Origin of the sequence: Pseudomonas sp. xss_4, from assembly GCF_043104125.1 — a bacterium.
GTDB classification, from domain to species: domain Bacteria; phylum Pseudomonadota; class Gammaproteobacteria; order Pseudomonadales; family Pseudomonadaceae; genus Aquipseudomonas; species Aquipseudomonas parafulva_B.
On record NZ_JBICKJ010000063.1, the window covers coordinates 21,994 to 45,341 of the forward strand.

The 23,348-nt window shown below is 62.3% G+C and carries 26 protein-coding genes and 1 pseudogene; 14 read left to right on the top strand and 13 right to left on the bottom strand.

Going from position 1 to position 23,348, the window contains the following annotated elements; genetic code table 11:
- Positions 1-32 precede the first annotated feature (32 nt).
- Positions 33-1,025, bottom strand: a complete 993-nt coding sequence (locus tag ACF8GB_RS11235; protein ID WP_326384083.1) for a bile acid:sodium symporter family protein — start codon at positions 1,023-1,025, stop codon at positions 33-35.
- 114 nt (positions 1,026-1,139) lie between these two features.
- Between ACF8GB_RS11235 and ampC the strand changes: the two genes are divergently transcribed.
- A complete protein-coding gene (ampC, locus tag ACF8GB_RS11240; RefSeq protein WP_196121879.1) occupies positions 1,140-2,282 on the top strand; it encodes a class C beta-lactamase in 1,143 nt (380 codons plus the stop codon).
- 297 nt (positions 2,283-2,579) lie between these two features.
- A complete protein-coding gene (locus ACF8GB_RS11245; protein ID WP_058605149.1) occupies positions 2,580-2,912 on the top strand; it encodes a hypothetical protein in 333 nt (110 codons plus the stop codon).
- 41 nt (positions 2,913-2,953) lie between these two features.
- On the opposite strand, the gene ACF8GB_RS11250 is transcribed toward ACF8GB_RS11245, so the two are convergent.
- The 3 genes from ACF8GB_RS11250 to ACF8GB_RS11260 form a co-directional block, all read right to left on the bottom strand.
- Complete coding sequence (locus ACF8GB_RS11250; RefSeq protein ID WP_058639337.1) at positions 2,954-3,253, bottom strand: hypothetical protein; 300 nt, start codon at positions 3,251-3,253, stop codon at positions 2,954-2,956.
- Between the two features lie 131 nt (positions 3,254-3,384).
- Positions 3,385-4,269: an EamA family transporter gene (locus ACF8GB_RS11255; RefSeq protein WP_058605147.1), complete on the bottom strand. Its 885-nt coding sequence runs from the start codon at positions 4,267-4,269 to the stop codon at positions 3,385-3,387.
- A gap of 192 nt (positions 4,270-4,461) precedes the next feature.
- The gene (locus ACF8GB_RS11260) at positions 4,462-5,073 is read right to left on the bottom strand and encodes an FMN-dependent NADH-azoreductase (RefSeq protein WP_392527044.1); all 612 of its coding nucleotides are present in this window, start codon (positions 5,071-5,073) and stop codon (positions 4,462-4,464) included.
- A 129-nt stretch (positions 5,074-5,202) separates the two neighbouring features.
- Between ACF8GB_RS11260 and ACF8GB_RS11265 the strand changes: the two genes are divergently transcribed.
- The gene (locus ACF8GB_RS11265; protein ID WP_058639339.1) at positions 5,203-6,105 is read left to right on the top strand and encodes a LysR substrate-binding domain-containing protein; all 903 of its coding nucleotides are present in this window, start codon (positions 5,203-5,205) and stop codon (positions 6,103-6,105) included.
- 73 nt (positions 6,106-6,178) lie between these two features.
- On the opposite strand, the gene ACF8GB_RS11270 is transcribed toward ACF8GB_RS11265, so the two are convergent.
- Both ACF8GB_RS11270 and ACF8GB_RS11275 read right to left on the bottom strand, forming a co-directional pair.
- Complete coding sequence (locus ACF8GB_RS11270) at positions 6,179-6,592, bottom strand: DUF1294 domain-containing protein (RefSeq protein ID WP_058639340.1); 414 nt, start codon at positions 6,590-6,592, stop codon at positions 6,179-6,181.
- Positions 6,585-7,415 carry an undecaprenyl-diphosphate phosphatase gene (locus ACF8GB_RS11275; protein WP_326384089.1) on the bottom strand — a complete coding sequence of 277 codons (831 nt, stop codon included), beginning with the start codon at positions 7,413-7,415 and terminating at the stop codon, positions 6,585-6,587. The genes ACF8GB_RS11270 and ACF8GB_RS11275 overlap by 8 nt, the downstream gene beginning before the upstream one ends.
- Before the next feature lie 387 nt (positions 7,416-7,802).
- Between ACF8GB_RS11275 and ACF8GB_RS11280 the strand changes: the two are divergent.
- The 11 genes and pseudogenes from ACF8GB_RS11280 to ACF8GB_RS11330 all read left to right on the top strand — a co-directional run.
- Positions 7,803-8,474 (top strand): annotated as a pseudogene (locus ACF8GB_RS11280) (cache domain-containing protein); the annotation flags it as partial.
- A 138-nt stretch (positions 8,475-8,612) separates the two neighbouring features.
- On the top strand, positions 8,613-9,347 hold the full coding sequence (locus ACF8GB_RS11285; protein ID WP_392527054.1) for a methyl-accepting chemotaxis protein: 735 nt from the start codon (positions 8,613-8,615) through the stop codon (positions 9,345-9,347).
- 112 nt (positions 9,348-9,459) lie between these two features.
- Positions 9,460-10,026 (top strand): nicotinamide riboside transporter PnuC, encoded by a 567-nt coding sequence (pnuC, locus tag ACF8GB_RS11290; RefSeq protein WP_196186434.1) that lies wholly within the window; start codon positions 9,460-9,462, stop codon positions 10,024-10,026.
- Positions 10,023-10,586, top strand: a complete 564-nt coding sequence (locus tag ACF8GB_RS11295; protein ID WP_392527045.1) for an AAA family ATPase — start codon at positions 10,023-10,025, stop codon at positions 10,584-10,586. Before pnuC ends, ACF8GB_RS11295 begins: the two co-directional genes overlap by 4 nt.
- A 290-nt stretch (positions 10,587-10,876) precedes the next feature.
- Complete coding sequence (locus ACF8GB_RS11300; protein ID WP_058639343.1) at positions 10,877-11,311, top strand: hypothetical protein; 435 nt, start codon at positions 10,877-10,879, stop codon at positions 11,309-11,311.
- Between the two features lies 1 nt (position 11,312).
- On the top strand, positions 11,313-11,891 hold the full coding sequence (locus ACF8GB_RS11305; RefSeq protein ID WP_058639344.1) for a hypothetical protein: 579 nt from the start codon (positions 11,313-11,315) through the stop codon (positions 11,889-11,891).
- 49 nt (positions 11,892-11,940) lie between these two features.
- Complete coding sequence (locus ACF8GB_RS11310) at positions 11,941-13,359, top strand: hypothetical protein (protein ID WP_058639345.1); 1,419 nt, start codon at positions 11,941-11,943, stop codon at positions 13,357-13,359.
- Between the two features lie 60 nt (positions 13,360-13,419).
- Positions 13,420-14,100, top strand: coding sequence for a C39 family peptidase (locus ACF8GB_RS11315; RefSeq protein WP_023533487.1), 681 nt, complete (start codon positions 13,420-13,422; stop codon positions 14,098-14,100).
- A 45-nt stretch (positions 14,101-14,145) separates the two neighbouring features.
- A complete protein-coding gene (locus ACF8GB_RS11320; RefSeq protein WP_058639346.1) occupies positions 14,146-14,904 on the top strand; it encodes a hypothetical protein in 759 nt (252 codons plus the stop codon).
- Positions 14,905-14,949: 45 nt separating this feature from the next.
- Positions 14,950-16,230, top strand: coding sequence for a hypothetical protein (locus ACF8GB_RS11325; RefSeq protein WP_196186432.1), 1,281 nt, complete (start codon positions 14,950-14,952; stop codon positions 16,228-16,230).
- 134 nt (positions 16,231-16,364) lie between these two features.
- Positions 16,365-18,566, top strand: coding sequence for an LTA synthase family protein (locus ACF8GB_RS11330; protein WP_058639347.1), 2,202 nt, complete (start codon positions 16,365-16,367; stop codon positions 18,564-18,566).
- A gap of 69 nt (positions 18,567-18,635) precedes the next feature.
- Here ACF8GB_RS11330 and ureG read toward each other — a convergent pair whose 3' ends face one another.
- From ureG to ACF8GB_RS11365, 7 genes are read right to left on the bottom strand one after another with little or no spacing between them, the layout of a single operon-like run.
- The gene (gene ureG, locus ACF8GB_RS11335; protein WP_027915537.1) at positions 18,636-19,259 is read right to left on the bottom strand and encodes an urease accessory protein UreG; all 624 of its coding nucleotides are present in this window, start codon (positions 19,257-19,259) and stop codon (positions 18,636-18,638) included.
- An 11-nt stretch (positions 19,260-19,270) separates the two neighbouring features.
- Complete coding sequence (locus ACF8GB_RS11340) at positions 19,271-19,945, bottom strand: urease accessory protein UreF (protein ID WP_058605132.1); 675 nt, start codon at positions 19,943-19,945, stop codon at positions 19,271-19,273.
- On the bottom strand, positions 19,945-20,490 hold the full coding sequence (locus tag ACF8GB_RS11345) for a HupE/UreJ family protein (protein WP_197844803.1): 546 nt from the start codon (positions 20,488-20,490) through the stop codon (positions 19,945-19,947). Before ACF8GB_RS11345 ends, ACF8GB_RS11340 begins: the two co-directional genes overlap by 1 nt.
- A gap of 17 nt (positions 20,491-20,507) precedes the next feature.
- Positions 20,508-20,993: an urease accessory protein UreE gene (gene ureE, locus ACF8GB_RS11350; RefSeq protein WP_058639349.1), complete on the bottom strand. Its 486-nt coding sequence runs from the start codon at positions 20,991-20,993 to the stop codon at positions 20,508-20,510.
- A gap of 10 nt (positions 20,994-21,003) precedes the next feature.
- Positions 21,004-22,707 (bottom strand): urease subunit alpha, encoded by a 1,704-nt coding sequence (ureC, locus tag ACF8GB_RS11355; protein ID WP_058639350.1) that lies wholly within the window; start codon positions 22,705-22,707, stop codon positions 21,004-21,006.
- The gene (locus tag ACF8GB_RS11360) at positions 22,704-23,021 is read right to left on the bottom strand and encodes an urease subunit beta (protein ID WP_028687722.1); all 318 of its coding nucleotides are present in this window, start codon (positions 23,019-23,021) and stop codon (positions 22,704-22,706) included. Before ACF8GB_RS11360 ends, ureC begins: the two co-directional genes overlap by 4 nt.
- A 19-nt stretch (positions 23,022-23,040) precedes the next feature.
- Positions 23,041-23,343, bottom strand: coding sequence for an urease subunit gamma (locus tag ACF8GB_RS11365; RefSeq protein ID WP_003253929.1), 303 nt, complete (start codon positions 23,341-23,343; stop codon positions 23,041-23,043).
- Positions 23,344-23,348: the final 5 nt, after the last annotated feature.

Here is a 23,348-nt window from a genome sequence, read left to right on the forward strand (position 1 = left end):
TGCAGACCACGTGAGCTGCAACCATCACCGGGTCATCGCACCGTCGGCACCTCAGTATCATCCTGCTCGCGGCTCGCATAGTGTTGGGCCAGCACAGCGCAGACCATCAGCTGGATCTGGTGGAACAGCATCAATGGCAGGATCATTGCGCCGATGCCGCTTCCGACGAACAGCACCTGCGCCATCGGCACACCGGTTGCCAGGCTCTTCTTCGAGCCTGCGAACAGGATGGTGATCCGGTCTTCGAGGTTGAAACCAAGCACTTTGCCCAACAGGCTGGTCCCCACCAACACCACGGTCAGCAGGATGCCGCAAACGGCGAACAGGCCTGCCAGGTGCTGCGGCGAAACAGTGTGCCACAAGCCCGTGACCACCGCCTCGCTGAAGGCGGTGTAGACCACCAGCAGAATCGAGCCCTGGTCGACGATCTTCAGCCAGCGCGCATTGCGTTTAACCCAGGCACCGATCCAGCGGCGGGCCAGTTGCCCGGCCACGAATGGCACCAGCAACTGCAGGGTGATCTTGAGCACTGCGTCCAGACCCGAGCCGGTGTCGCCGCTGGCGCCCAGCAACAGCACCACCAGAACCGGGGTCAGGAATATGCCCAGCAGGCTGGATGCGGCTGCGCTGCAGATGGCCGCTGGCACGTTACCCCGCGCCAGCGAGGTGAACGCGATGGCCGACTGGACGGTGGCAGGCAGGGCGCAAAGGTACAGCACCCCCAAGTAGAGCTCGTCTCCTACCAGTGGCAGGAACAGCGGCTTGAACGCCATGCCCAGCAGCGGAAACAGCACGAACGTGCAGGAAAACACCAGCAGGTGCAGGCGCCAATGCCCCGCTCCAGCGATGATTGCCTCCCGCGAGAGCTTGGCCCCGTGCAGGAAAAACAACAAACCGATCGCCAGGTTGGTGAGCCAGCCGAAATACACCGCCCCCTGCCCTGAGCAAGGCAACACGGTGGCGATCGCTACCACAGCCAGCAAGGCAAGGGTGAAGTTGTCGAACAGCATGCGCAGGTACTTCATCACAGCTCCGTCTTGTCTTTGGGCAAGGACGGAGGATAAGGTCTAGCGCCCCCAGGCGCTAACGCCGGAACCCCTCCTGGTATCGCGCAACGGACAGTCAGCCAAGGAATCTTCATGATCTGCTCCCGCTCCGTGGCCCTTGCGGTCGCCCTCACACTCGGCGCCCCCTGGTTACCCGCCTACGCCAATGACCCGCTGCGAATCAAAGTCGACACCGTCATCGGTCCCCTGATGCAGGCCCAGGGCATCAGCGGCATGGCGGTCGCGCTGTATGCGAATGGCCACGCTCATTACTTCAGCTACGGCGTCGCCAGCCGCGACAGCGGCGTGCCCGTTAGCCGCGACACCCTCTTCGAAATTGGCTCGCTGAGCAAGACATTCACCGCCACGTTGGTGGCAGTGGCCAATGCCGAAGGCCAGCTTGCCCTGGACGCCCCTGCCAAACGCTATCACCCGGCCCTGGCTGGCACTCCCCTGGGCGACGCCACCGTGCTGGACCTGGGCACCTACAGTGCCGATTGCCTGCCCTTGCAGTTTCCCGACACCGTGGAAACACCCCAGCAAGTGGTGACGTTTTTGCGCCAATGGCAGGCCAAAGGCACGCCAGGTGCCCAACGGTGTTACTCCAACCCGAGCCTGGGCCTGTTCGGCGACCTGGCCGCCCGCGCCCAACACCAACCGTTTGCCACCTTGCTTGAGCACAACGTGCTGGAGCCCATGGGCCTGCACAGTACCTACCTGGAGGTGCCCAGTGATGCACGTAGCCTGTATGCCCAAGGCTACGATGCCAGCGACAAGCCAGTGCGCGTAAACCCTGGCCCTTATGCGCAGCAAGCCTACGGCATCAAGACCAGTGCCAGCGATCTGCTGCGTTATGTGCGCTTGAACATGCAGCCCGACGGTCTGCCTGCGCCCTTGGCCCGCGCCACCCTCATCACCCGTAGCGGCTACGCCCAGATCGGTGAAATGACACAAGGCTTAGGCTGGGAGCGTTATGCGTACCCCGTTGCACTGCGCACCCTCATCGCCGGCAATGGCCCGCAGATGATACGAGGCCCCCAGCCGGCACAACGGCTGCAGCCGCCTGCCGCCCCATTGGCGGGAGCCTGGTACAACAAGACAGGCTCCACCAATGGTTTCGGTGCCTACGCAGCATTCGTCCCGTCTGAGGGGTTGGCCATCGTGCTTCTAGCCAACCGCAACTACCCCAACGAAGCCCGCGTGCGCGCGGCATACGAGATTCTTTCAGGGCTTTGAAATCGAGGATTGTCGAACAACTCCACGAAAATGTAGTGAGCAGAAAATATCACTACAAAATGGTTGACGCCGTTCATCGCGTTTGTGCATGATGAGGCCGTCTCCCTGATCGGGAGCCGTGGCAAGGGTGTTCCAGGCCGCCTGCGCGGTAACGCAGGCGGTCCGTGGAGAGGGAACTGTCCAAAAGGCAGCGTGAGAAAGCCCCTGTTGCAAAGCTGCAGTAGCAGCCTTGGAAACGCGCTACATCGCGATAGCGCCAACTGTGAAAATCACCTGAAACTGGGTAATGGGGGCTTTATGATGAACTTGAACGACAATCCGACCATCGATCAATTGGCCAAGCTGTTCGCCACGCGCAAGGACAGCCTTGATGACCATCTGTTGTGGGTGAGCCAAAGCGGCGAAGTGCGCCTGGACCGCTTGCCACCCAACACGATCGAAGATGAATTCCAGGAGCACCTGCCAAGCATGCGTGCGCGATTCAAGGCCTATCGCCGAGGCCAGGGCTATGTGGGCAAGAAGGCGGCTGCCGATACCGAGTTCGTCGGCCGTGTCTTGCAAACCCTGCAACAGCAATGGCCAGAGGCACGTACGCAACGTGCCGTGAAAGTGATCGAAGCGCAGTACTGACCGTCACGCTGTATCAAGCCCGGCCACCGCGCCGGGCTTTTTCATGCGCGCCTTTTGGCGTTTTTAGGTAATGGCATGGCACCTGTGGCCAACGCCCGAGCGCGCTCAACACCCCAAACCAGCGCCCGGGTCATGGTTTCCCCAGAGCGCGCAGGATAATACTCCTCCACCAGAGCCTGCCCATTGCGTGCGTAAAGGCCGAGAAACAGTTGAGTTGCGCCTTGCCTGGACAGGCGCACCTGCACATCCAGGGTGGTGCCATCGCTCAGCACTTCGTCGTGGCAGCGGCTGTGCAGTTGTGCATCGGCCCACTGCCAATAGGTTTCGTCCCTGACTCGCATCGTTTGCGGTCCTCCTTACAAAAAACGTAACCAAGGAACCATATCCGTGCCTGATAGGCGACCGTAACTGACCGACATCATGAGCTTGGTCAATCAACGCTTAAAAAAAGACAGGTAGCACTCGTAATTACTCAGGCCCTCGCAGCCTTGAGCCGCTGTCCGAGTCGGGCGCCGAACACGTTCACCAACAAGCCACTCATAACCAGCAAGGCACCCCAACCCTGGGTTTCGGTCAGGCGCTCGCCCAGCAGCAGCGCTGATGAACTCAGGCCTATGACAGGTACCAGCAGCGAAAAAGGCGCGACCTTTCCGGCCGGATGGCGCGACAACAGCGTGCTCCAGAGGCTGTAGCCCAGAATGGTGGCCACGAATGCAAGGTATGCCAGCGCGGCAATCGAGTGCCAGCCGATGTGCGTGAGCGCCTGGCTGATGCGTTCAGGCCCCTCCAACCAGCCAGAGAGCAGCAGAAAAGGCAGCGGAGGGATCAAGCCGCCCCAGATGACCAATGCCACCAGGTCTATCGACCCGAAGCGACGAGTGATGATGTTGCCCAAGCCCCACATCGCCCCGCCACACAAGGTCAGTACCAGCGCGAGCATGGGGACATGGCTACCGTCTTCGCTGCCGATCAGCGCTAGCCCACCGGCGGCCACCAGCAGCCCGAGCACGCTGGCCACGCGCAAGCGCTCGCCCAGAAACAGCGCAGCGAAGCCCAAGGTGAAGAAGGCCTGGGACTGCAGGACCAATGAAGCGAGCCCCGGTGGCATGCCGCTGGCCATGGCCTGGAACAGAAATGCAAACTGCCCCAGCGAGATGGTCGCACCGTAGGCGATCAACCAACGCCACGGCAGGTTCGGCCGCTTGATGAAGAACACCGCGGGAAAAGCCACAAGCAGAAAACGCAGCGCCCCCAGCAACATGGGTGGCAACCCATCGAGCCCGACCTTGATCACGACGAAGTTGACGCCCCAGGCGATGATTACCACCAGAGCGATGAGCAGGTCCTTGAGCGGCATTGCGGCTTCCTTCTTCAGCACTTATACATATTTCGTTACAGCATAAGGCTATTCCTCAATGAACCACCATTACAGTTGCGCCCTAGCGTTGCGCAACAGTGAGCTGTGCGGCCATCAGCAACATGCGGTTGGTACGCCCATGAAAAAGGGCCGCCTAGGCGACCCTCAACTTGCGCTCTGTCTCCACTGCCTTCATGCCACGGCGAACAGATCGTTCTCGATGTGCGCCTGGGCCGCAGCAATCGCTTGGGTGCGCTGCTCCGGGCCATAAGCCAGGCCATGAGCCCGAACCACTTGCAGGTCGCTAATACCGATGAAGCCCAGGAACACCTTGAGGAAGTCTTCGTGGCCGACCCCTGTTGGTTGATCGGCGTGCATTCCCCCTGCCGTGGAAACCAGCACCACTTTCTTGTCACCGCACAGGCCTTCTGGACCAGCCTCGGTATAACGGAAGGTCTTGCCGGCGACGGCGATGCGGTCGATCCAAGCCTTGAGTTGGGTCGGCACGCTGAAGTTGTACATTGGCGCGCCGATGACCACTGCGTCGGCGGCCAGGAACTCTTCGAGGGTCTCGGCACTGAGCTTGGCCTCGAAGGCCTGGGCCGCATCGCGCAGCTCTTCACCGGTGCCGGCAGCCATCAGGGTTGCGGCCGAGAAGTGAGCGATGGCATCGGCTGCCAGGTCGCGATAACCCACTTCAACGTTCGGCTCAGCGGCCTGCCACGCGGCGACGACTTCACGGCTCAATTGGCGCGAGGCCGAGTTGTCACCCAGGATGCTCGAATCGATGTGCAGCAGTTTCATGGGGTACTCCTGTGAAAGGGGGTAAGGCTGAATATATTCGATGAAAAGGATGTTACCTAAGTGTGTAATGGATGATAAGTGCGCCCAATCGCGCTAGTTTGTCCTACCCCTGGAACAATGAGCCGTGCCATGCAGGATTTGAACGACCTGTTTTACTTTGCCCGTGTCGTCGAAGCAGGCGGGTTCGCCGCCGCTGGACGCCAGCTCGGCATTCCGAAATCAAGGCTATCCCGCCGTATCGCCGAACTGGAGGATCGCTTGGGCATGCGCCTGCTACAGCGCACCACGCGGCAAGTGAAACTAACAGCCGTGGGCGAACGCTACCTGCATCACTGCCAAGCCATGCTCCTCGAAGCTGAAGCCGCTGAAGAGGCAGTAGCCAGCATGAGCAGTGAACCACGCGGCAGGCTACGCGTGTCCTGCCCGGTGGCCTTGGGTCATGCGTTCTTGCCGGACGTGGTAACCCGGTTTCTGCAACAGTATCCGCTCGTGCAGCTGGATCTGGTCTTGCTCAACCGTAGAGTGGACCTGATCTCTGAAGGAATAGATGTAGCGCTGCGAGTGCGCGACTTGGGCGATGAAGACCCTACGCTGGTGACCAGGCGACTGTGTCAGGCACAGATGCAACTGGTAGCCGCGCCCGGTTTCGCCCCCCAGGTGCGCACGCCTGAGCAGCTGGCCGACCTGCCGGTGCTGGGTGCACCCGAGGCCGACCGCCTGGTACACCTGAGGCTGCAGGGGCCAGGGGGCCAACAACGCGCCTTGGCGCTCGAACCCAGGCTGTCAGTGGACGATTTCGTGGTACGTAATGCAGCTGTACGCGCTGGGCTGGGCTTCACCGCCCTGCCCAGCCTGTTTTGTGAAGAGCAGCTCCAACGCGGTGAACTCGTTAGATTACTTCCGGACTGGTCCTTGCCAGGCGGCTACCTGCAGGCGGTTTACCCGCACCGACGCGGTGTCACGCCTGCGGTGCGGGTATGGATCGACCATTTGGCCGCCTCATTCGAAACGTGCGGGGAACGTTACGTGTGACACATCACTGAGCCCAACCCGAGTGGCCGGGACTTCAATGGGGGCGCTCGCCCCCATTCGTGATACAGCGGCTTCACCCCAACGCTGCAGCTCGCCCTTGAAAGAACAGCCAATACGCCCAGGCGGCCTGGTGCACGACCACGATGGCCCAGAACTTGACCTGGTAAGGCACCTTGCGTGTCTTGTGCCGGAACACCTGCTGCGCCAGCAGAGCCCCAGGCCAGCCACCGAACAGTTCTACACCATGCAGCAGCTTCTCCGGGGTGCGTCGCGCTTGGCTGCGGGCCTGGGACTTGTCGCGCCAATAGAGCAACACAGTGAGCAGACTCATCACCGGGTACACCACCAGCGGCCACCACGCCTGCGCGTCGTAGGCCAGGCACGCGACGCCCAACACCGGCAGCACACACAGCAGCCCCAGCAGCACTCCCTTGAACTTGGCATTGCGTATCCGTGTCGGGCGCTGGCGGTCTGACTGCTCATCCATGAGCGACGGTCCAGTCGACCCAGCCAAACAGCCAGCTCGCCAGGATCAGCATGCCGAAGACGATCCGATACCAGGCAAAGGCTGCATAACTGTGGTTGGCGATGAATTTCAGCAGACCGCGTACGGCGATCATCGCGAAGATGAACGAGGTGACGAAGCCCAGCGCAAAGACCGGCAGATCATCGGGCTGGAACAGATGACGGTACTTGTAACCCGAATACACGGCAGCCCCCACCATCGTCGGCATCGCCAGAAAGAAGGAAAACTCCGTCGCGGCAGTACGCGACAGGCCAAACAGCAGGCCGCCGATGATGGTCGAGCCGGAACGCGAGGTCCCCGGGATCATGGCCAGACACTGCACGAAACCGATTTTAAGCGCGTGGCTCCAGTGCATCTCGTCGACATGAGTCACCTGAACCCTGTGTTGGCGTCGCTCGGCCCAGAGCATGACCACCCCACCCAGTACCAGCGCAGCTGCCACGGTGACAGCGTTGAACAAGTACTCATGAATCAGGTCGGCGAACAATACACCCAATACCAACGCCGGCAGGAAGGCCAACAGCAAGTTGCCGGTGAAGCGCTGCGCTCTGGGCTGATTCGGCAACCCACGGACCACAGCGAATATTTTGCCGTGAAACTCCCACATCACCGCCAGGATGGCGGCCAGCTGAATGATGATGTTGAAGGCCATCGCCCGCTCACCTGTGAAACCGATGAGGTCGGCAACGATGATCTGGTGGCCAGTACTGGAAATCGGCAGGAACTCCGTCAGCCCTTCCACCACGCCCAGTATGATTGCCTGAAAGGCCGTCCAAAAATCCATCATTCCCCCGATGGAGCCTGCTCGTGGCAAGCTCCTTGTTCTTGATTTGCCTGAATATTGCCGCACGCGGCCCGGCTGTTTTACAGCGTCTGTTGGTCGCAAAGCCAGTGGAAAAGTTCACGGTTACTAAAGGTTTCATCTTGCGCCGCCGAAATGCTGGCAGAGCTCCTTTGCACTGTCATGACGTGGCAGGCAACAGACTCCACGGCACATGGCACTTAGCCATTGGTCGAGTGGGTCCATGGCCGCAGGCGTGCTTGGATGCAGGTGAGAACAAGAACAAATGGAGCATGCGCAATGAAGACGCTTAGATCGATGTCGATCAGCAGCCGTTTATGGCTGATCCTGATAGTGGCCATAGCCATGCTGTTGGTGCTTGGTCTGCTGATGCTGCGCCAGATCCACGGCGACTTGTACCAAGCCAAGGCAGAGAAAACCCGGCATGTGGTGGAAACGGCCACAGGTGTACTGGCGCATTTCCAACAGCTGGAGGCCGCCGGTACCTTGAGCCGTGACGCGGCCCAGCAACAAGCCCTGCAAGTGGTAAGGGCGTTGCGCTATGACCATGACGACTACTTCTGGATCAACGACCTGACCCCGCGCATGATCATGCATCCGGCCAATCCCAAGCTCGACGGCCAGGACCTTTCGGGCATTCGCGACCCGGATGGCTTTGCCGTATTCAACGAAATGGTCGCGCTGGCGCGCCAGCAGGAGGCTGGGCCCGTGAATTACCGCTGGCCCAAGCCAGGGGCTAGCGAACCTGTTGCCAAGACATCCTACATCCAGCTGTTCAAGCCCTGGGGCTGGATCATCGGCTCTGGGGTCTACGTTGACGACGTACAGACCGAGTTCGCTCGCCAGCTGCGTGACGCTTCGCTGCTGGGCATGGCGATCGCGCTGCTGATGGGCCTGATGGTCTGGGTGATCGCACGCAGCATTGCCCGCCCGCTACAGGAAGCCGTGCAGGCCATGGGCAATATCGCCAGCGGCGAAAGCGACCTGACCCGGCGCCTGGACACCCACGGGCGCGATGAACTCAGTCAGCTGGGCGAGCACTTCAACCGCTTCAACGGCAAGTTGCAAGGGGTGATCGGGCAATTACAAAGTGCGGCGCATGCGCTGGCCAGATCAGCCGACCATGTAGGCGACAATGCCGGTGCGGCGCAACAGCAAAGCGCCCAACAATCCCTGCAGATGGACCAGGTGGCAACGGCCGTGAACGAGGTGACCTACGCCGTGCAGGATGTAGCCAAGACCGCCGAGCAGGCCGCCGGGGAAATGCACTGCGCTCAGCAACAGGTCGCCCATGGGCAGCAGGCGATCCATGGCAGCCTGGCCCAGATCGACCGATTGTCCATCACCATCGAACAGGCGGTGCAAGTAATCCGTGACCTGGCCGGGCACAGTACCCGTATTGGCGGCGTGCTGGACGTGATCCGCTCGATTGCAGAACAAACCAATCTGCTGGCGCTTAACGCGGCGATCGAAGCCGCTCGCGCAGGCGAACAAGGCAGGGGTTTTGCCGTGGTAGCCGATGAGGTGCGCCTGCTGGCGCAGCGCACGGCCCAGTCCACGGCCGAGATCCACACCATGATCGAACACTTGCAGAGCCAGTCCGATGCCGCCGTCAAGGCGATCGACACCAGCAGCGAGGCCTCACGGCAAACCGTCACGCAAGCCCGCGAAGCAGGCGCCAGCCTGGATGCGATCAACCAGGCTCTGCACACCCTGACAGCGTTGAATGCCTCTATTGCCAGCGCCACCCTGCAGCAGTCCCACGTGGTCGAAGACATCAACCGCAACGTGCTGGACACGGCAGGCCTTTCGCAGCAGGCGGCCGAGGCGGCACGCCAGTCCAGTGAGGCCGGCGTGGCGCTGGGCCGCCTCAGCCAGGACCTGGAACAACTGCTGCGCCAGTTCAGGGTCTGAAGCCGACACCGGCTCAGGGCTGCTAGACGGCCCTGATCCCGGCAACGCTCTACACCTTCCTTGAGCTAACCGCTACAATCGCGCCCCTCCCTGAAATCTCCAAGGATCGCCGATGTCCGGCCTTGAATTCATCGCCGCCGTCCTCGGCGTCATCGCTGTGTGGCTCACGGTCAAGCAGAACGCCTGGTGCTGGCCCCTCGGCCTGATCATGGTGCTGATCTATGCCTGGCTATTTTATGAGGTCAAGCTCTATTCGGGGATGCTGCTTCAAGTTGCCTATGGGCTGTTACAACTGTATGGCTGGTGGCAGTGGAAGCGGCCTGAACGGCAAGACGCGGCACGCCAGGTATCGAGCTTACGGCCCGGCGCGCTGGTCATCCACCTGGGCCTGGGCGTACTGCTTAGCGCAGCATTGGGTACTGCCATGGCCACCTGGACCGATGCCGCCCTGCCCTGGCTGGATGCCAGCCTGACCGGCTTTAGCCTGGTGGCCCAGCTGTGGATGGCGCAAAAGCGCTTGCAATGCTGGCCCCTGTGGGTCGTGGTGGACATCATCTATGTCGGGCAGTACCTGCACCAGCACTTGTATTTCACCGCGGCGCTGTTTGCGGTGCTCACCCTCATTGCCCTGCGCGGATGGCTGGAATGGCACCGGGACCCGGCGTTGGTGAAGCCATGAGCGCTGTCACGAGCACCCAGGTTGTGGTGCTGTGCGGCCCCGAATCCAGTGGCAAGAGCTGGCTCAGCGGCCAGATCCAGGCGCGTTTCGGAGGGCTGGTGGTGGGTGAGTACGTGCGTCATTTCATCGACCAGCACTGCCGCGACACGTGCTACGCCGACATCCCCAGCATCGCCCGTGGGCAGTTGGCCTGGGAAGACGCTGCACGCGCAGCCTCGCCGTCGCTGTTGATTCTGGACACCCACCTGCTCAGCAACATGCTCTGGAGCCAGACCTTGTTCGGCGATTGCCCACCTTGGCTGGAGCAGGCTCTGCTCGATCGTCACTACGACCTGCACCTGCTTCTCAGCCCAGAGGGCGTACCCTGGGTTGCCGATGGCCAGCGCACCCAACCAGATGTGCGAGAGCGCCAGCAGTTTTTCGAGGCAAGCCTGCACTGGCTGCAAGACCACGATCAGCCTTATCACATCATCGAAGGTGACTGGACGACACGTCAGGCCCTGGCGCTGGAACTGGTCGCCTCGACGCTGCGGGGCTCTGAGCCGGTGTTAAGCCTCTGACACACCCCGGCTGTTGCCAACCCCGCAAGCATGCGGCTTACGCCGTGAGCTCCGATAAGTGTCACGCCACCGATACACTGCCTGTCATTCCAATCAAACCCAGCCCTAGAGGTGACCGCTTGGTCATCAGTCAATAGTCGTTGTATCAGCACTGACACAACGCAGCCCTACACGACAGCTTTCATCGCGCTAACTCCCTGAAATACAACGACTTCTCAAAAGCGGCACGGCTTCTGCTCTTGCTAGCGCAACGCTGAACAAGGCCAGCGGCTGAAGAAGGAATTGCCGTCGTGAGGAACATCGACAAACGCCTGGGTTACCTGTTGCTGCTGGGGTGCGCGATCAGCTCGCTCAGCGCGACCGCCCAAGCCGACAATGGCACCATCGTCATTACCCGCGACGTGCAGACACGCAATGCCGTGATTCCCCCACTGCGTCCGGACCCCACACCCACCACCGTCAATGCCAACCCGGTCAATCATGTGCTGCGCCAGACCAACGAGTTGAGCGATGGCGACTTCGCCAGCATCAGCAGCGGCTCAGGCATCAACGCCCTGATCACCCAACACACCGATCACCTGGGCAGCAACCTTGGCCACCAGAGCCAGTTGCCCAACCTCTCTGGCGGGCGTGGAGCAGGGTCGGGCAACGGGATCTCCAACATGGTCAATTCGAGCGTGCAGAAAGGCCTCGCGCCCCTGCAGATCCTGACGGGGGGCAAATGACATGAAGCCTGCCCTGCTCGTCATCACCCTGCTGTGCAGCGCCTCTGCCATGGCCCAGCCACCGACTGCCATCAGCAACAGCGCCACCATCGACGACGCCGGCCGTGCCTATCAGGGCAACATGACGGTTAACCAGGCCGCCGGGGACATGCAGCAGCAGGCCAATGCCCGGGCCTTCGCCCTTGGCCACGGCGCCAGTGCCACGACCCAGATCCGGCAACGGCTCAATACGCCTACGCACGCTCCCATGGATACCCAAGCCCGCATTGGCGGCGCCTCGTTCAGCCACGGTAATGGCGCGCTTGGCGTCAACCAGAGCGCCGGTGCCGGCACCCAGCAGGCCAACGCCCTGCGCATCAGTGTCGGAACACAACCGCAAAGCATCGACGACAGCGTCCTCCTGCAACAGAACGTGACGCTGCTCAACACCTTTGACTCAGCTGCTACCCCGACAGGTCATCGCCAGGTCACCACCAGTGACCAGGCGTTCACCGGTGGCCGTGGCGTGGTTCAGCTGAATCAGAGTGCCGGGGTGGGAAACCGCATGGCCAACACCTTGAGCATACGAGTCGCCGACTGACCGTTTGAGTCATGAACGACACTTAACCTTTAGAGTACGGAGAATCACCATGAAACCTTCGATGGCACTCAAGCCTCTGGTTTTCGCAATTGCTGCGGTCATGGCCGTTGCTGTACAAGCCGATCAGAACCGTCGCAGCTACAACGGCAACAGCACCACCTGGCTGCCTATCTCGGCCAAGGCCGATGCGCTGGACACCCAGCGTAGCACCGGCAACACCATCACCAACCAGGGCACCGTGAACGAAGCTGAAATGAGCAGCTCGGCAACTGGCGCCAGTGGCAACGTGGGTGTCAACGTGGCGTCTGGTAACGGTAACCAGCAGGGCAACGCGTCGGCCATCGCCAACGCCGCTGCCGACTCTACCCTGGACAACAGTTTCGTCTTCGGCACCGCGCAAGCCAATGCTGACGTCAGCCAGTACAGCAACAACAACCGTGTCGACAACTGGTCGACCCAGTCTTCGGCGGTGATGAGCGGCTCTGGCGAAGGCAGCTCGGGCAACGTAGGCATCAACATTGCCGGCGGCGACCTGAACCAGCAGAAAAACAGCATGGCCATCGCCAATACCAATGCCGGTATCGGCAACGCCACGGCTACGGCCAAGGCCGACCAGAACGGTCCTGGGCTTGTGGTCAACAATGGGGCCGACCGCACTTACCGTGTCGATACCCTGACCTTCACCACCTCGGCCACCGGTTCCAGCTCGCGTGAAGGTACGCTGAACTCGACCGATGACCGCAGTGCCTCGTCCAGCTTCAACCTGGCGGGCTCGCAAAGTGCCAGCTCCAGCGGCTCCAGCGGCTGGAATGCGAGTGGTTCGAGTGCCAATAACGCCAGCGGCTCCAACAGTGCCAGTGCCAGTGGCTCCAACAGCTGGGGCATGAACGGTTCGGCCAGCGGCAGCGCCAGCGCTTCGAACAGCGCCAGCCTCAGTGCCAGCCTGGCAGCGGCTGCCGATGCCACGCGTACCCTGACCCTGACCAACGGTGATCGCGAGCGCACCCGCACCAGCAGCGTCGACGGTTCACTCAATGCATCCCTGGATGCCTCGGTAAACACCTCGCAGCAAAGTGCCTACGACTCTTCGTTCGAGAAAGCCTTCGACTCCAACTACGACAAGTCGAGCGAGTCGGCCTATAACCATTCGCGGGACTCGTCGTACACCAAGTCCCATGACTCGTCCTACGAGAACGCTTCGGCTTCGGCGTTTGAAAAGTCTGGCGAAACCTCCAGTCAGTCCTCCAACGACGTGGCCAAGAGCTACAGCGAAAGCAGCGCTTACGACTTGAGCAATACCGTGTCCTTCCAAGTGCTGACCCCGACCGGCTGGGCCAACCCTGTGACCAACACTGCAACCCTTAGCGGTTCGGTCAATGGCGGCAGCGGCAACCTGGGCGTGAACGTGGCGGCCGGTGTCGGCAACCAGCAGAGCAACTCGCTGGCTATCTCCAATACCTCGTTCTGATGCCAGACCCAAGGCCCCCTTTCAGGGGGCCTATCTTCAACGCATCCAAAGGCGTCGATCATGCGCGTATTCGCCCTGGCGTTCCTGCTGTGCCTGGCCAGCATGGGTCAAGCAGCCCAGATGCCCCTGTCCGTCCTGCCCGGCGGTGCGGTGGTATTCAAGCCCATCCAGAGCATGCGCGAACGCAAGTTCGCCGACTTGGTGCAACAGAAGACCGACTTCAGCTGCGGCGCTGCCGCGCTGGCAACCATCCTGCGCCAGGCCTACTGGCTGGACGTGGACGAACACCAGATCATCGAAGGCATGCTGACCCATGCCGACCAGAACCTGGTCCGCACCCAGGGGTTCTCGATGCTCGACATGAAGCGCTACGTGGAAAGCCTGGGCATGCGCGCCCGGGGATACCGGGTGGCGCCCGAGACCCTGAACAGCGTACGAATCCCGGTGGTGGTGCTGATGGACATCCGCGGCTACAAGCATTTTGTGGTCATGCAGAAGGTCGACCGCGGCTGGGTCTACATCGGCGATCCGGTGTTGGGGCACAAGCGCTACAGAACCGAGGACTTCCTCAAGGGCTGGAACGGCATCATCTTCGCGGTGATCGGCCAGGGCTACGACAAGCACAACGCCCTGCTCGACCCTCCGTTGCCGCTGACGGCCAAAGGCCGCCTGGACGGCTTCACGCCGGTCAAGGATGCCGATCTGCTGGACTACGGCTTCATTCGAAGCGATTTCTTCTAACGCCTCTTCCAAGAACAAGGTGCATGATGCGCCGGGGAGCATTGCATGAAGACCCCTACCTGGTTGGTGCTGGCCTGCATGACGGCCTGCCTGCCTGTCCACGCCGAAGTGCTGCACCCCATCGAGCTCAAGGACCAGGAGCTGGCGAGCTTGCGTGGGCGCTACGTGATGCCGGGCCGAATCGTGAGTTTTGGCATCGTCATGAGCAGCACCTGGCAGAACGCGCGCGGTGAAGTGATAGGCGCCAGCAGCACCTTGCAGGTGCAAGAGGCCACGATCAAGCCGCAGTTCTATGTCTCGCTGATCGATGAGCACGGCGCGCCGACGGCCCAGGGAGGCGCCCAGCCGGTCGCCCAAGGCAGCGGCACGGTGAGCGGCGGTGCCGGGCTCGGCACCACCCAGGGGGTGACCCAGGTGGTCCGCGCGGCCGGCGACGACAACAGTGCGTACAACACTGTAAACGTCAACGTGACCAAGGCCGATCAGGCCCCCGCCGTGCAGCCCCATGGCCAGGTCTTGGCCGCTGGGCAGACGCTGATGGCCGAGAACGGTGCCGGCGCGCTGAGCGTATCGTCCACAGGCGTGGGCGTACAAATGAACATAGACGCCAACGCCAACCAGGGCAGCAGCGTACAGCGCCTGGCCCAGGGCGGGTTGATGCAGAACACCACCGTGCTTGGCAATGGCAACCTGGTGAACAACGTCACCTCCCTGAACGTGGTCATGCGCCAGAACCTGCCGACTGCCGCTTCGCTAAATGGCAGCCTGGACCAGCTCAAAGGGCTTCGCTCTGTCGGATACTGATCTACGCTCAGTCTCATCACAGCAGTCGGAAGGGACGGCATCTTCATGCAACGATCGTTAGCACTCAAAGCGGTTGTGTGTTTGACAACCTTGGCACCCGCCACATCGCTGTACGCCGCTGTAGATCCGCAAGTAGAAGCACTCAAGCAGGAACTGACCGAACTCAAGCGCCGTTATGAAGCCCAGCAGCAGGCGCTGATGGTGCTGGAGCAGCGGGTTCGCCAGGTCGAAGAAACCCCGGTCGCGCCCCCGCCAAAACGCCTGGTGCGATCGCCCAGCGAACGGGTCAAGGGGGCCCAGACCGTCGCTGCCGGGGCGCCTGGGACCACCGGCAGTTCGTATGGACAGGCGCTGGCCGCAGACTCCGAGCCTGCGCAAAGCGTCTCCAACCTGTACGACGAGGCCAGCGGGTTCTTCGGGGGTGGCAAGTTCAGCCTCGAAACCGGCTTGACCTACACCCACTACGACACCCGCGCCCTGACCCTCAACGGCTTCCTGGCGCTGGATTCGATCTTCCTGGGCAATATCAACCTGGACCGGATCAAGGCTGACAACTGGACCTTGGACCTGACGGCACGTTATAACCTGGACCAGCGCTGGCAGTTCGACATCAACGTCCCGGTCATCTACCGCGAGTCCACCTATTCGTCTGGCGGCGCCGGCGGTGCCGGGCCGAGCACCTCGGATGCCACGGTCACGCGGGACCCGGAAATCGGCGATATCAACGTAGGTGTCGCCTACAAGTTCCTGGACGAATCCGAGACCTGGCCAGACGCCGTGGCCACCCTGCGGGTCAAGGCGCCGACCGGCAAGGACCCCTATGGGATCAAGCTGCGCGAAGTGGCGGGCAACGACAATCTTTCCGTGCCCGAGAGCCTGCCGACCGGCAATGGGGTCTGGTCCATCACGCCGGGTATCTCGCTGGTCAAGACGTTCGATCCGGCCGTGCTGTTCGGCAGCTTGTCCTACACATACAACCTGCAAGACTCCTTCAGCGACATCAGCCCGCAGGTCAACAGCAAGGTCCCAGGTGACGTGAAGCTGGGCGACTCGTGGCAGATCGGTGCGGGTATTGCCTTCGCGCTGAACGAGAAGATGAGCATGTCGTTCTCGGTCTCCGACCAGTTCGGACGCAAGAGCAAGATCAAGCCCGACGGTGGTGACTGGCAATCGGTCTCCAACAGCGACTACAACGCGGCCAACTTCAACGTCGGCATGACGTTTGCGGCGACCAACAACCTCACGATCGTGCCCAACCTGTCCATTGGGCTGACAGATGATGCGCCCGATTTCTCGTTCAGCCTCAAATTCCCTTACTACTTCTGATGAACGACGCACCGGGCCCGCTTACGCGGGCCTCCTTTTGTGTGCCCGCGCTTTGCACGCCCGCCTTGCCCGGCCTCGGCCTGTTATCATCAGCCACAGCTTGATGACGATTTAATGGCAAAGGAAAGATTTTTGTGAAGAGCCTTTCAGACCCCTCACACCAGCGGCTCGCCGCCTTGGCCGTGTTGGTGCTGGTGCTACCTCTGGGCGCACGTGCCGTGTTGGGCTGGTCCAACCCGCTTGGCTATCTCTCCGACCTGGCCTTGGGCGGCGCACTGGTGCTGCTTTTGCACCGCCGGCCTTGGTGGCTGGCGCTGCCGGTGCTGTTGGCGTGGGCCCTCCTCTGGGTCGCCTCGGCCGAACTGGTCAGCGCGGTGGGACGGTTGCCCACCAGCGCAGACCTCGCCTATCTGGTCGACCCGCAGTTTATGGAGAACTCCACCGGGGGCGGTCTGGCCCACGCCTGGCTGCCTTGGTCCTTGGGTGCCGGGCTGCTGGCCTGGCTGGCCTGGGCGTGGAAGACGCGTACACAGCCTGGCCGATCGCTGCCACGCAAGGCGTGGATGGCGGTCCTGGCGTTGTTCGGCGTGCATTGGGCCAGCCAACACCTGGCACCCTCCGATGCCGAACAGTGGCGTCAATACAACCTGGGCCATCAGCTCGTCTCTGCGGCGGTGGGCGATGTGCAGCGCCAGGTGCAACGCTGGAGCGGCCAGGCGACGCCGTTCACCCCCCTGCCGAGCGCCGGCCTCACCCAGTCGGACCTCAACGGCCAACGCCTGCTCAATGGCCCGGGCAGCGCACGCAACCTGCTGGTCATCACGCTCGAGGGCATACCGGGTGCCTACCTGCGCCCCAATCGCGAGGCGCTGCACAGCCGCTTCGACGAAGACCTGATGCCGCGTCTGAGCCAATGGGCAGCGCGGGGCATGAACACCCCGGACTATGTCCTGCACAGCCATCAGACCATACGCGGCTTGTATGCAATGCTCTGTGGCGACTACGACAAGCTGGCCAACGGTACGCCCAAGGGCGTGGAGTTGCTGACCCAGGCCGAGCGCAACCAGGCCTGCCTGCCGGCACAGTTGCGCCAGGCTGGTTTTACCACCCATTACCTGCAGGGCGCTGGGCTGCGTTTCATGGCCAAGGACCGCATCATGCCCCACATAGGTTTTGATTCGGTACATGGCGTGGAGTGGTTCGCCAACCGCAATTACCTGGACTTCCCGTGGGGCAAGGATGACCGAGCCTTTTTCGAGGGCGCACTGAATTACGTCGGGCAACTGCGCAAGCAAGACAAACCGTGGATGCTCACCCTGCTCACCGTCGGCACCCACCAGCCCTACTCCGCCCCTGCCGATTACCTGGCGCGCTTCGACACGCCCAAGCAGGCCGCCGTGGCCTATCTGGACGATGCCCTGGGGGCCTTCCTGGATAACCTGGAGCGCCGGGGCGTGCTCAAGGACACCTTGGTGGTAATCACCTCGGATGAATCCCACGGTATCGATGGGGTGCGTCTGGCCTCTTCCTGGGGCTTCAACCTGACCCTCGCACCCGATCAGGCCCAGTTACCTCACCTCAAGGGCGGCACCTACGGGCATGTCGACCTGGCCACTTCGCTGCTGGACTATTTCGCGCTGCCCATCCCGCTGGCCCTTGGCGGGCGGTCGATGTACCGAGACTACGACACCGGTCGTGAAATGATCTCGTTCACCAATGGCATGCTCCGCTACCACAACGGCAAGGGCGTGTTTACCGAGTGCGATTTCCAGCAGCGCTGTCGCCGTTACGCCAGCGAAGGTTTCATTGCCGATCAGGCCCGCTACCTGGACCAGGGCGACAGCGCACTGGGCCAGCAGATGGGGGCATTGGCCGGCGTACTGGACCAGTCGCTGATGCAAAGCCCCCTCAACCTGCGCTATCAATTTGGCGGGCCTTCACCCATCCAGTTGCGCAAGCGCATCCATGACGATTGGGCCGATAACCTGATCGGCGCGCAGTACCTGGAAATGCCCGAGGGCTCGCGCACGCGGGTCAGGGTCAAGGTGCGTGCGCTGGACGCCAGGCACGCCGCGTATATCCAGCTCAAGGCCAAGCAACTGGAGCAGGATGTGCCGCTAGGCTTGCCCGAGGAAGTCAGAGTCACCGCTGACGAGCCGCTGGAGATGGAGTTCGGTTTCGACAACCCGGTGGAGCGCAAGGCCTTCTCCTTCCACCTGCTGGGCTATGGCGGTGGGCAGGTCGAGGTGAGTGACTTCAGCGTGATCACCGCATTGCCTGGCGAGGAGGATTTCCAGGATGAACTGACGCCGGAGCACGTCGCGCACTCAGGCTGATGCGCTGCCGGGTCGCGTCTACCCAGCCTGGCATACCCGCCTGGCTGGGTATTGCCCATCAAGCGGGGGTCAGGTTCGCACGCCCAGCATGCCCCGCTCGATGATGAAGTCGATCACCGCCTGCAACCCCTCCCCCTTTTTCAGATTGCTGAACGTCCAGGGCCGCTCGGGCCGCATCCGTTGGGTGTCACGCTCCATTACTTCGAGTGAAGCCCCAACGTACGGTGCCAGGTCGGTCTTGTTGATGACCAGGAAATCGGACTTGGTGATGCCGGGTCCACCCTTGCGCGGAATCTTCTCGCCTTCAGCTACGTCGATCACGTAGATAGTGAGGTCGGCCAGCTCGGGGCTGAACGTCGCACTCAGGTTATCGCCGCCACTTTCGACAAAGATGACTTCAAGGTTGCCAAACTTGCGTGCCAGCTCCTCGACGGCTGCGAGGTTCATCGACGCATCTTCACGGATGGCCGTGTGCGGGCAGCCGCCGGTTTCGACGCCTACGATGCGCTCAGGCTCAAGTGCACCGGCTTCGGTCAGGATGCGCTGGTCTTCCTTGGTATAGATGTCATTGGTCACCACCGCGATCTGGTAATGGTCGCGCATGGCCTTGCACAGCGCTTCGAGCAATGCGGTCTTGCCGGAGCCCACGGGGCCACCCACACCGACACGCAGGGGTTGTTGATAGCTTTGCATTCAGGCAGTCCTCAAGAACGGAACAAACGGGTGTATTGGGTTTCATGACGCGATGAAGCGATGGCCAGCAGTGGCAAGCCGCCGCCAAGCTGGTCGTCGCCAAGGGTCAGGGCGTGGTCGAATGCCTCGGGCAAGTCATTGCTCAGCGCGTGCAGCAGGGTCTGGGCAGCCTGTTGGCCGAACGGCACCAGCTTGACACCGGCCATTACCGCCCCTTCAAGCCAGGCGAAACCGTAGCCCATGGCCAGTTGCCGCAAGGGGATCGCCCAATGCACGGCCAGCCAGGCCATGCCACCCAGCTGGGTGAGCCCCAGGCTGTCACGCCAAGCCGGAACCTGGGCCAGCTGCCAACCGTCGAGCAGTCGCGCCAGGGCGGCCCCACGCTGTTGCTCTTCCAGGCGCAGCTCTGCCGTTTCGCGATTGGCCAGCAAGAACTGGCACCAATGGGCATAGGCCTGGGCATCGCTGGCCAGGCAGGCGTTGTACAGGCGGACAAGCACGGGCCAGTCCAGGTACGCCAAGGTGTCCTGGATCTGTTCGCGCTGCCAGGCGGCAAAACCATCTGTGTCCTTGACCCACCCTGCCTCGACTGCCCATTCCAGGCCTTGCGAATAGGTGAAGCCCCCGACTGGCAAGCCGGGACTTGCCAGCTGCAGCAACCGCAGCAACGCCAGATCGGTGCTCATCAACCGGCCAGCACCAGTGCTGCGCCGGCCAGCAGCCCACCGCCGAACGCTTTCTGCAGCCGTGCATGGCGGCGCAGCAGCAAGCCTGCTGCGTAGCCACAGGCCAGTAACAGCCCGCTCACTGCAACGAAGCCTGCGCTGAATTGCCAGAACGCGCTGGGCGTCGCCTCTACCCCATGCGCCCAGCCATGGAACAGCGCAAACACCGGCATGGCCAGCGCCAGCAGCAGTTGCCGTGCTGGCAGCAGCATGGCCGCACCGGCCACCATCAGCGAGCCTGCAATCAGGGTTTCCATGCCCAGTACATTGCCGAACAAGTGTCCCCCTACAGCACCGGCGAACATCGCCGCCAATGTCGCCAAGGGCAGCAGCAACGTGCGGCCAGTGAGCGCCGCCAACACGCCAGTGCCCAGCAGCATCAACAGGTGATCCAGCCCGGTCAACGGGTGCAACAGCCCGTCCTGTAGCGGGTGGGTATCGTGACCAGGGTGGGCGAAAGCGGGCAACGCCAGCATCAGTAACAACAGCGCGAACGTCTTTTTCATAGGTAGCTCCAGTAGGGTCAGGAATGAGCAGGCAGGCGCACGAAGGGGTGACCATGGCCATGGGTATGGGGTGTGCTCTGGTAGGCACCGGCCTCAGGCTCGAAAGGCGCTTGTTCGGCCTCCACGGTCAGGCCCAGGCCGCGCAGCATGTCATCGAGCACATGGTCATGCTGAAAGCGCAGCAGGCCAGGCTCGATCTGCAGAGGTACGTGTCGATTCCCCAGGTGGTAGGCGGCGCGTGCCAGCAGGTGCGGGTCTGCACACCGCACGGTCGAGACTGCTTCGGCCGCGGCCTGCACCCGGATCAACTGGCTGCCGGTAGCATCCGTCAGCAGTTCTCCGCCGCGCAGCAAGTGCCCCCGTTCGAGCATCAGGCCCGCTTCGCGGCCATCGTCAAGGGTTACCCGCAAACGGCTCTTGATGCGGCTGTCCACATCCAGGGTGACAGTGCCGGTTACGGCATGGGTGCCGGGGTCGGTGATACGACGGGTCAGAACTAACATCGGGGCTCCTTCAGAACAGGAAATAGCGCTGCGCCAACGGCAGCTCGGTGGCCGGTTCGCACACCAGCAGTTCACCGTCGGCCCTGACCTGATAGGTCTGGGCATCGACTTCGATCACCGGTTGCAGGGTGTTGTGGATCATGTCGGCCTTGCGCACCCGTCGGCAGCCGTGGGCCACCCCGATCAGGCTGCGCAGGTTCAACGCCTGATGCAGGCCATCGTCGATTGCGGCTTGTGGCAAGAAGGTCATGCGGGTGGCATGGCGGGCCGCGCCCAGGGCGCCGAACATCGGTCGGTAGTGCACCGGTTGCGGCGTTGGAATCGAGCCGTTGACGTCGCCCATGGGCGCAGTGACGATCATTCCGCCCTTGATCACCAACGCCGGCTTGACCGCGAAAAACGCCGGAGACCACAACACCAGGTCTGCCAGTTTGCCCGGCTCGACCGAGCCGACCTCATGGGCGATGCCGTGGGTGACTGCAGGGTTGATGGTGTATTTGGCGATGTACCGCTTGACCCGGAAGTTGTCGCTGTACGCCGTGTCGGGCGCCAGGGGCCCGCGCCGCTTTTTCATCTGGTGCGCCACCTGCCAGGTGCGCAGCACGACTTCTCCGACCCGGCCCATGGCCTGGGAATCGGAAGATGTCATGGCGAAGGCGCCCATGTCGTGCAGGATATCCTCGGCCGCGATGGTCTCGCGCCGGATACGCGACTCGGCGAAGGCGACGTCTTCGGCAATGCTCGGGTCCAGGTGGTGGCAGACCATCAGCATGTCCAGGTGCTCATCCACGGTATTGACCGTGTAAGGCAACGTGGGGTTGGTCGAGGACGGCAGTACATTGGCCTGCCCCGCTGCCCGAATGATGTCCGGCGCATGGCCCCCGCCAGCCCCTTCGGTGTGAAAGGTATGGATGGTGCGCTCGCCAATGGCGGCCAGGGTGTCTTCGATGCAGCCGGACTCATTAAGAGTGTCGGTATGGATGGCCACCTGGATGTCCATCTCCTCGGCCACCCCCAGGCAACAGTCGATGGCCGCTGGGGTCGAGCCCCAGTCCTCGTGCAGCTTGAGTCCCACGGCGCCGGCGGCGATCTGCTCGCGCAGTGCCTCGGGACGCGATGCATTGCCTTTGCCCAGCAGCCCTATGTTGATGGGCAAGCTGTCGGCTGCCTGGAGCATGCGCGCCAAGTACCAGGGGCCTGGGGTGCAGGTGGTGGCATTGGTGCCGGTGGCGGGCCCGGTACCACCGCCAATGAAGGTCGTCACGCCGCTGTTGAGCGCTTCATCCACCTGTTGGGGGCAGATGAAATGGATGTGCGAATCGATGCCGCCAGCTGTGACGATCTTGCCTTCGGCCGCAATCACCTCGGTGCCAGGGCCGATCGGCAAGGTGACGCCTGGCTGGACGTCAGGGTTGCCGGCCTTGCCAATGCCGGCGATGCGGCCATGCTTGATGCCAATGTCAGCTTTGACGATGCCCCAGTGGTCGATGATCAGCGCATTGGTAAAGACCAGATCCATGGCCTCGGCGGCCAGCATCTGCCCTTGGCCCATGCCGTCACGGATGACCTTGCCGCCGCCGAACTTCACCTCTTCACCGTACAGGGTGTAATCCTTTTCGACGGCCACCCACAGCTCGGTGTCGGCCAGGCGTACCCGGTCCCCTACCGTGGGCCCGAACATGTCGGCATAGGCCTGGCGAGACAGTCGGCTCATGCTTCACGCTCCAAAGGCCCCATGACCTTGCCCTGAAACCCATACACCTCGCGCTTGCCGGCATAGGCGACCAACTGCACGGTACGGGCCTGGCCTGGTTCGAAACGCACGGCGGTACCTGCCGGGATGTCCAGGCGAAACCCGCGGGTGGGGCCACGCTCGAAGACCAGGGCCGCGTTGACCTCGTAGAAATGGTAATGCGACCCGACCTGCACGGGTCGGTCGCCGTGGTTGGCAACGCTCACGCTGACGGTGGCACGGCCGCTGTTGAGCTCGATGTCGCCAAGGGCGACCTGGATTTCACCTGGAATCATCAGGGGCTCCGGTGGGGTTTCAGACAATGGGGTCATGCACCGTCACAAGCTTGGTGCCATCGGGAAACGTTGCTTCTACCTGCACGTCGTGCAGCATCTCGGCGATGCCGGGCATAACCTGCTCGCGGGTCAGTACTTCACGGCCAAGGCTCATCAGCTCGGCGACCGTACGCCCGTCACGTGCCCCTTCGAGCACCGCCGCGCTGATCAGCGCCACCGCCTCGGGGTAGTTGAGCTTAAGGCCACGGGCCAGGCGCCGTTCGGCCAGCAATGCGGCGGTGAACAGCAACAGTTTGTCTTTCTCTCTAGGGGTCAGCTCCATTGGTA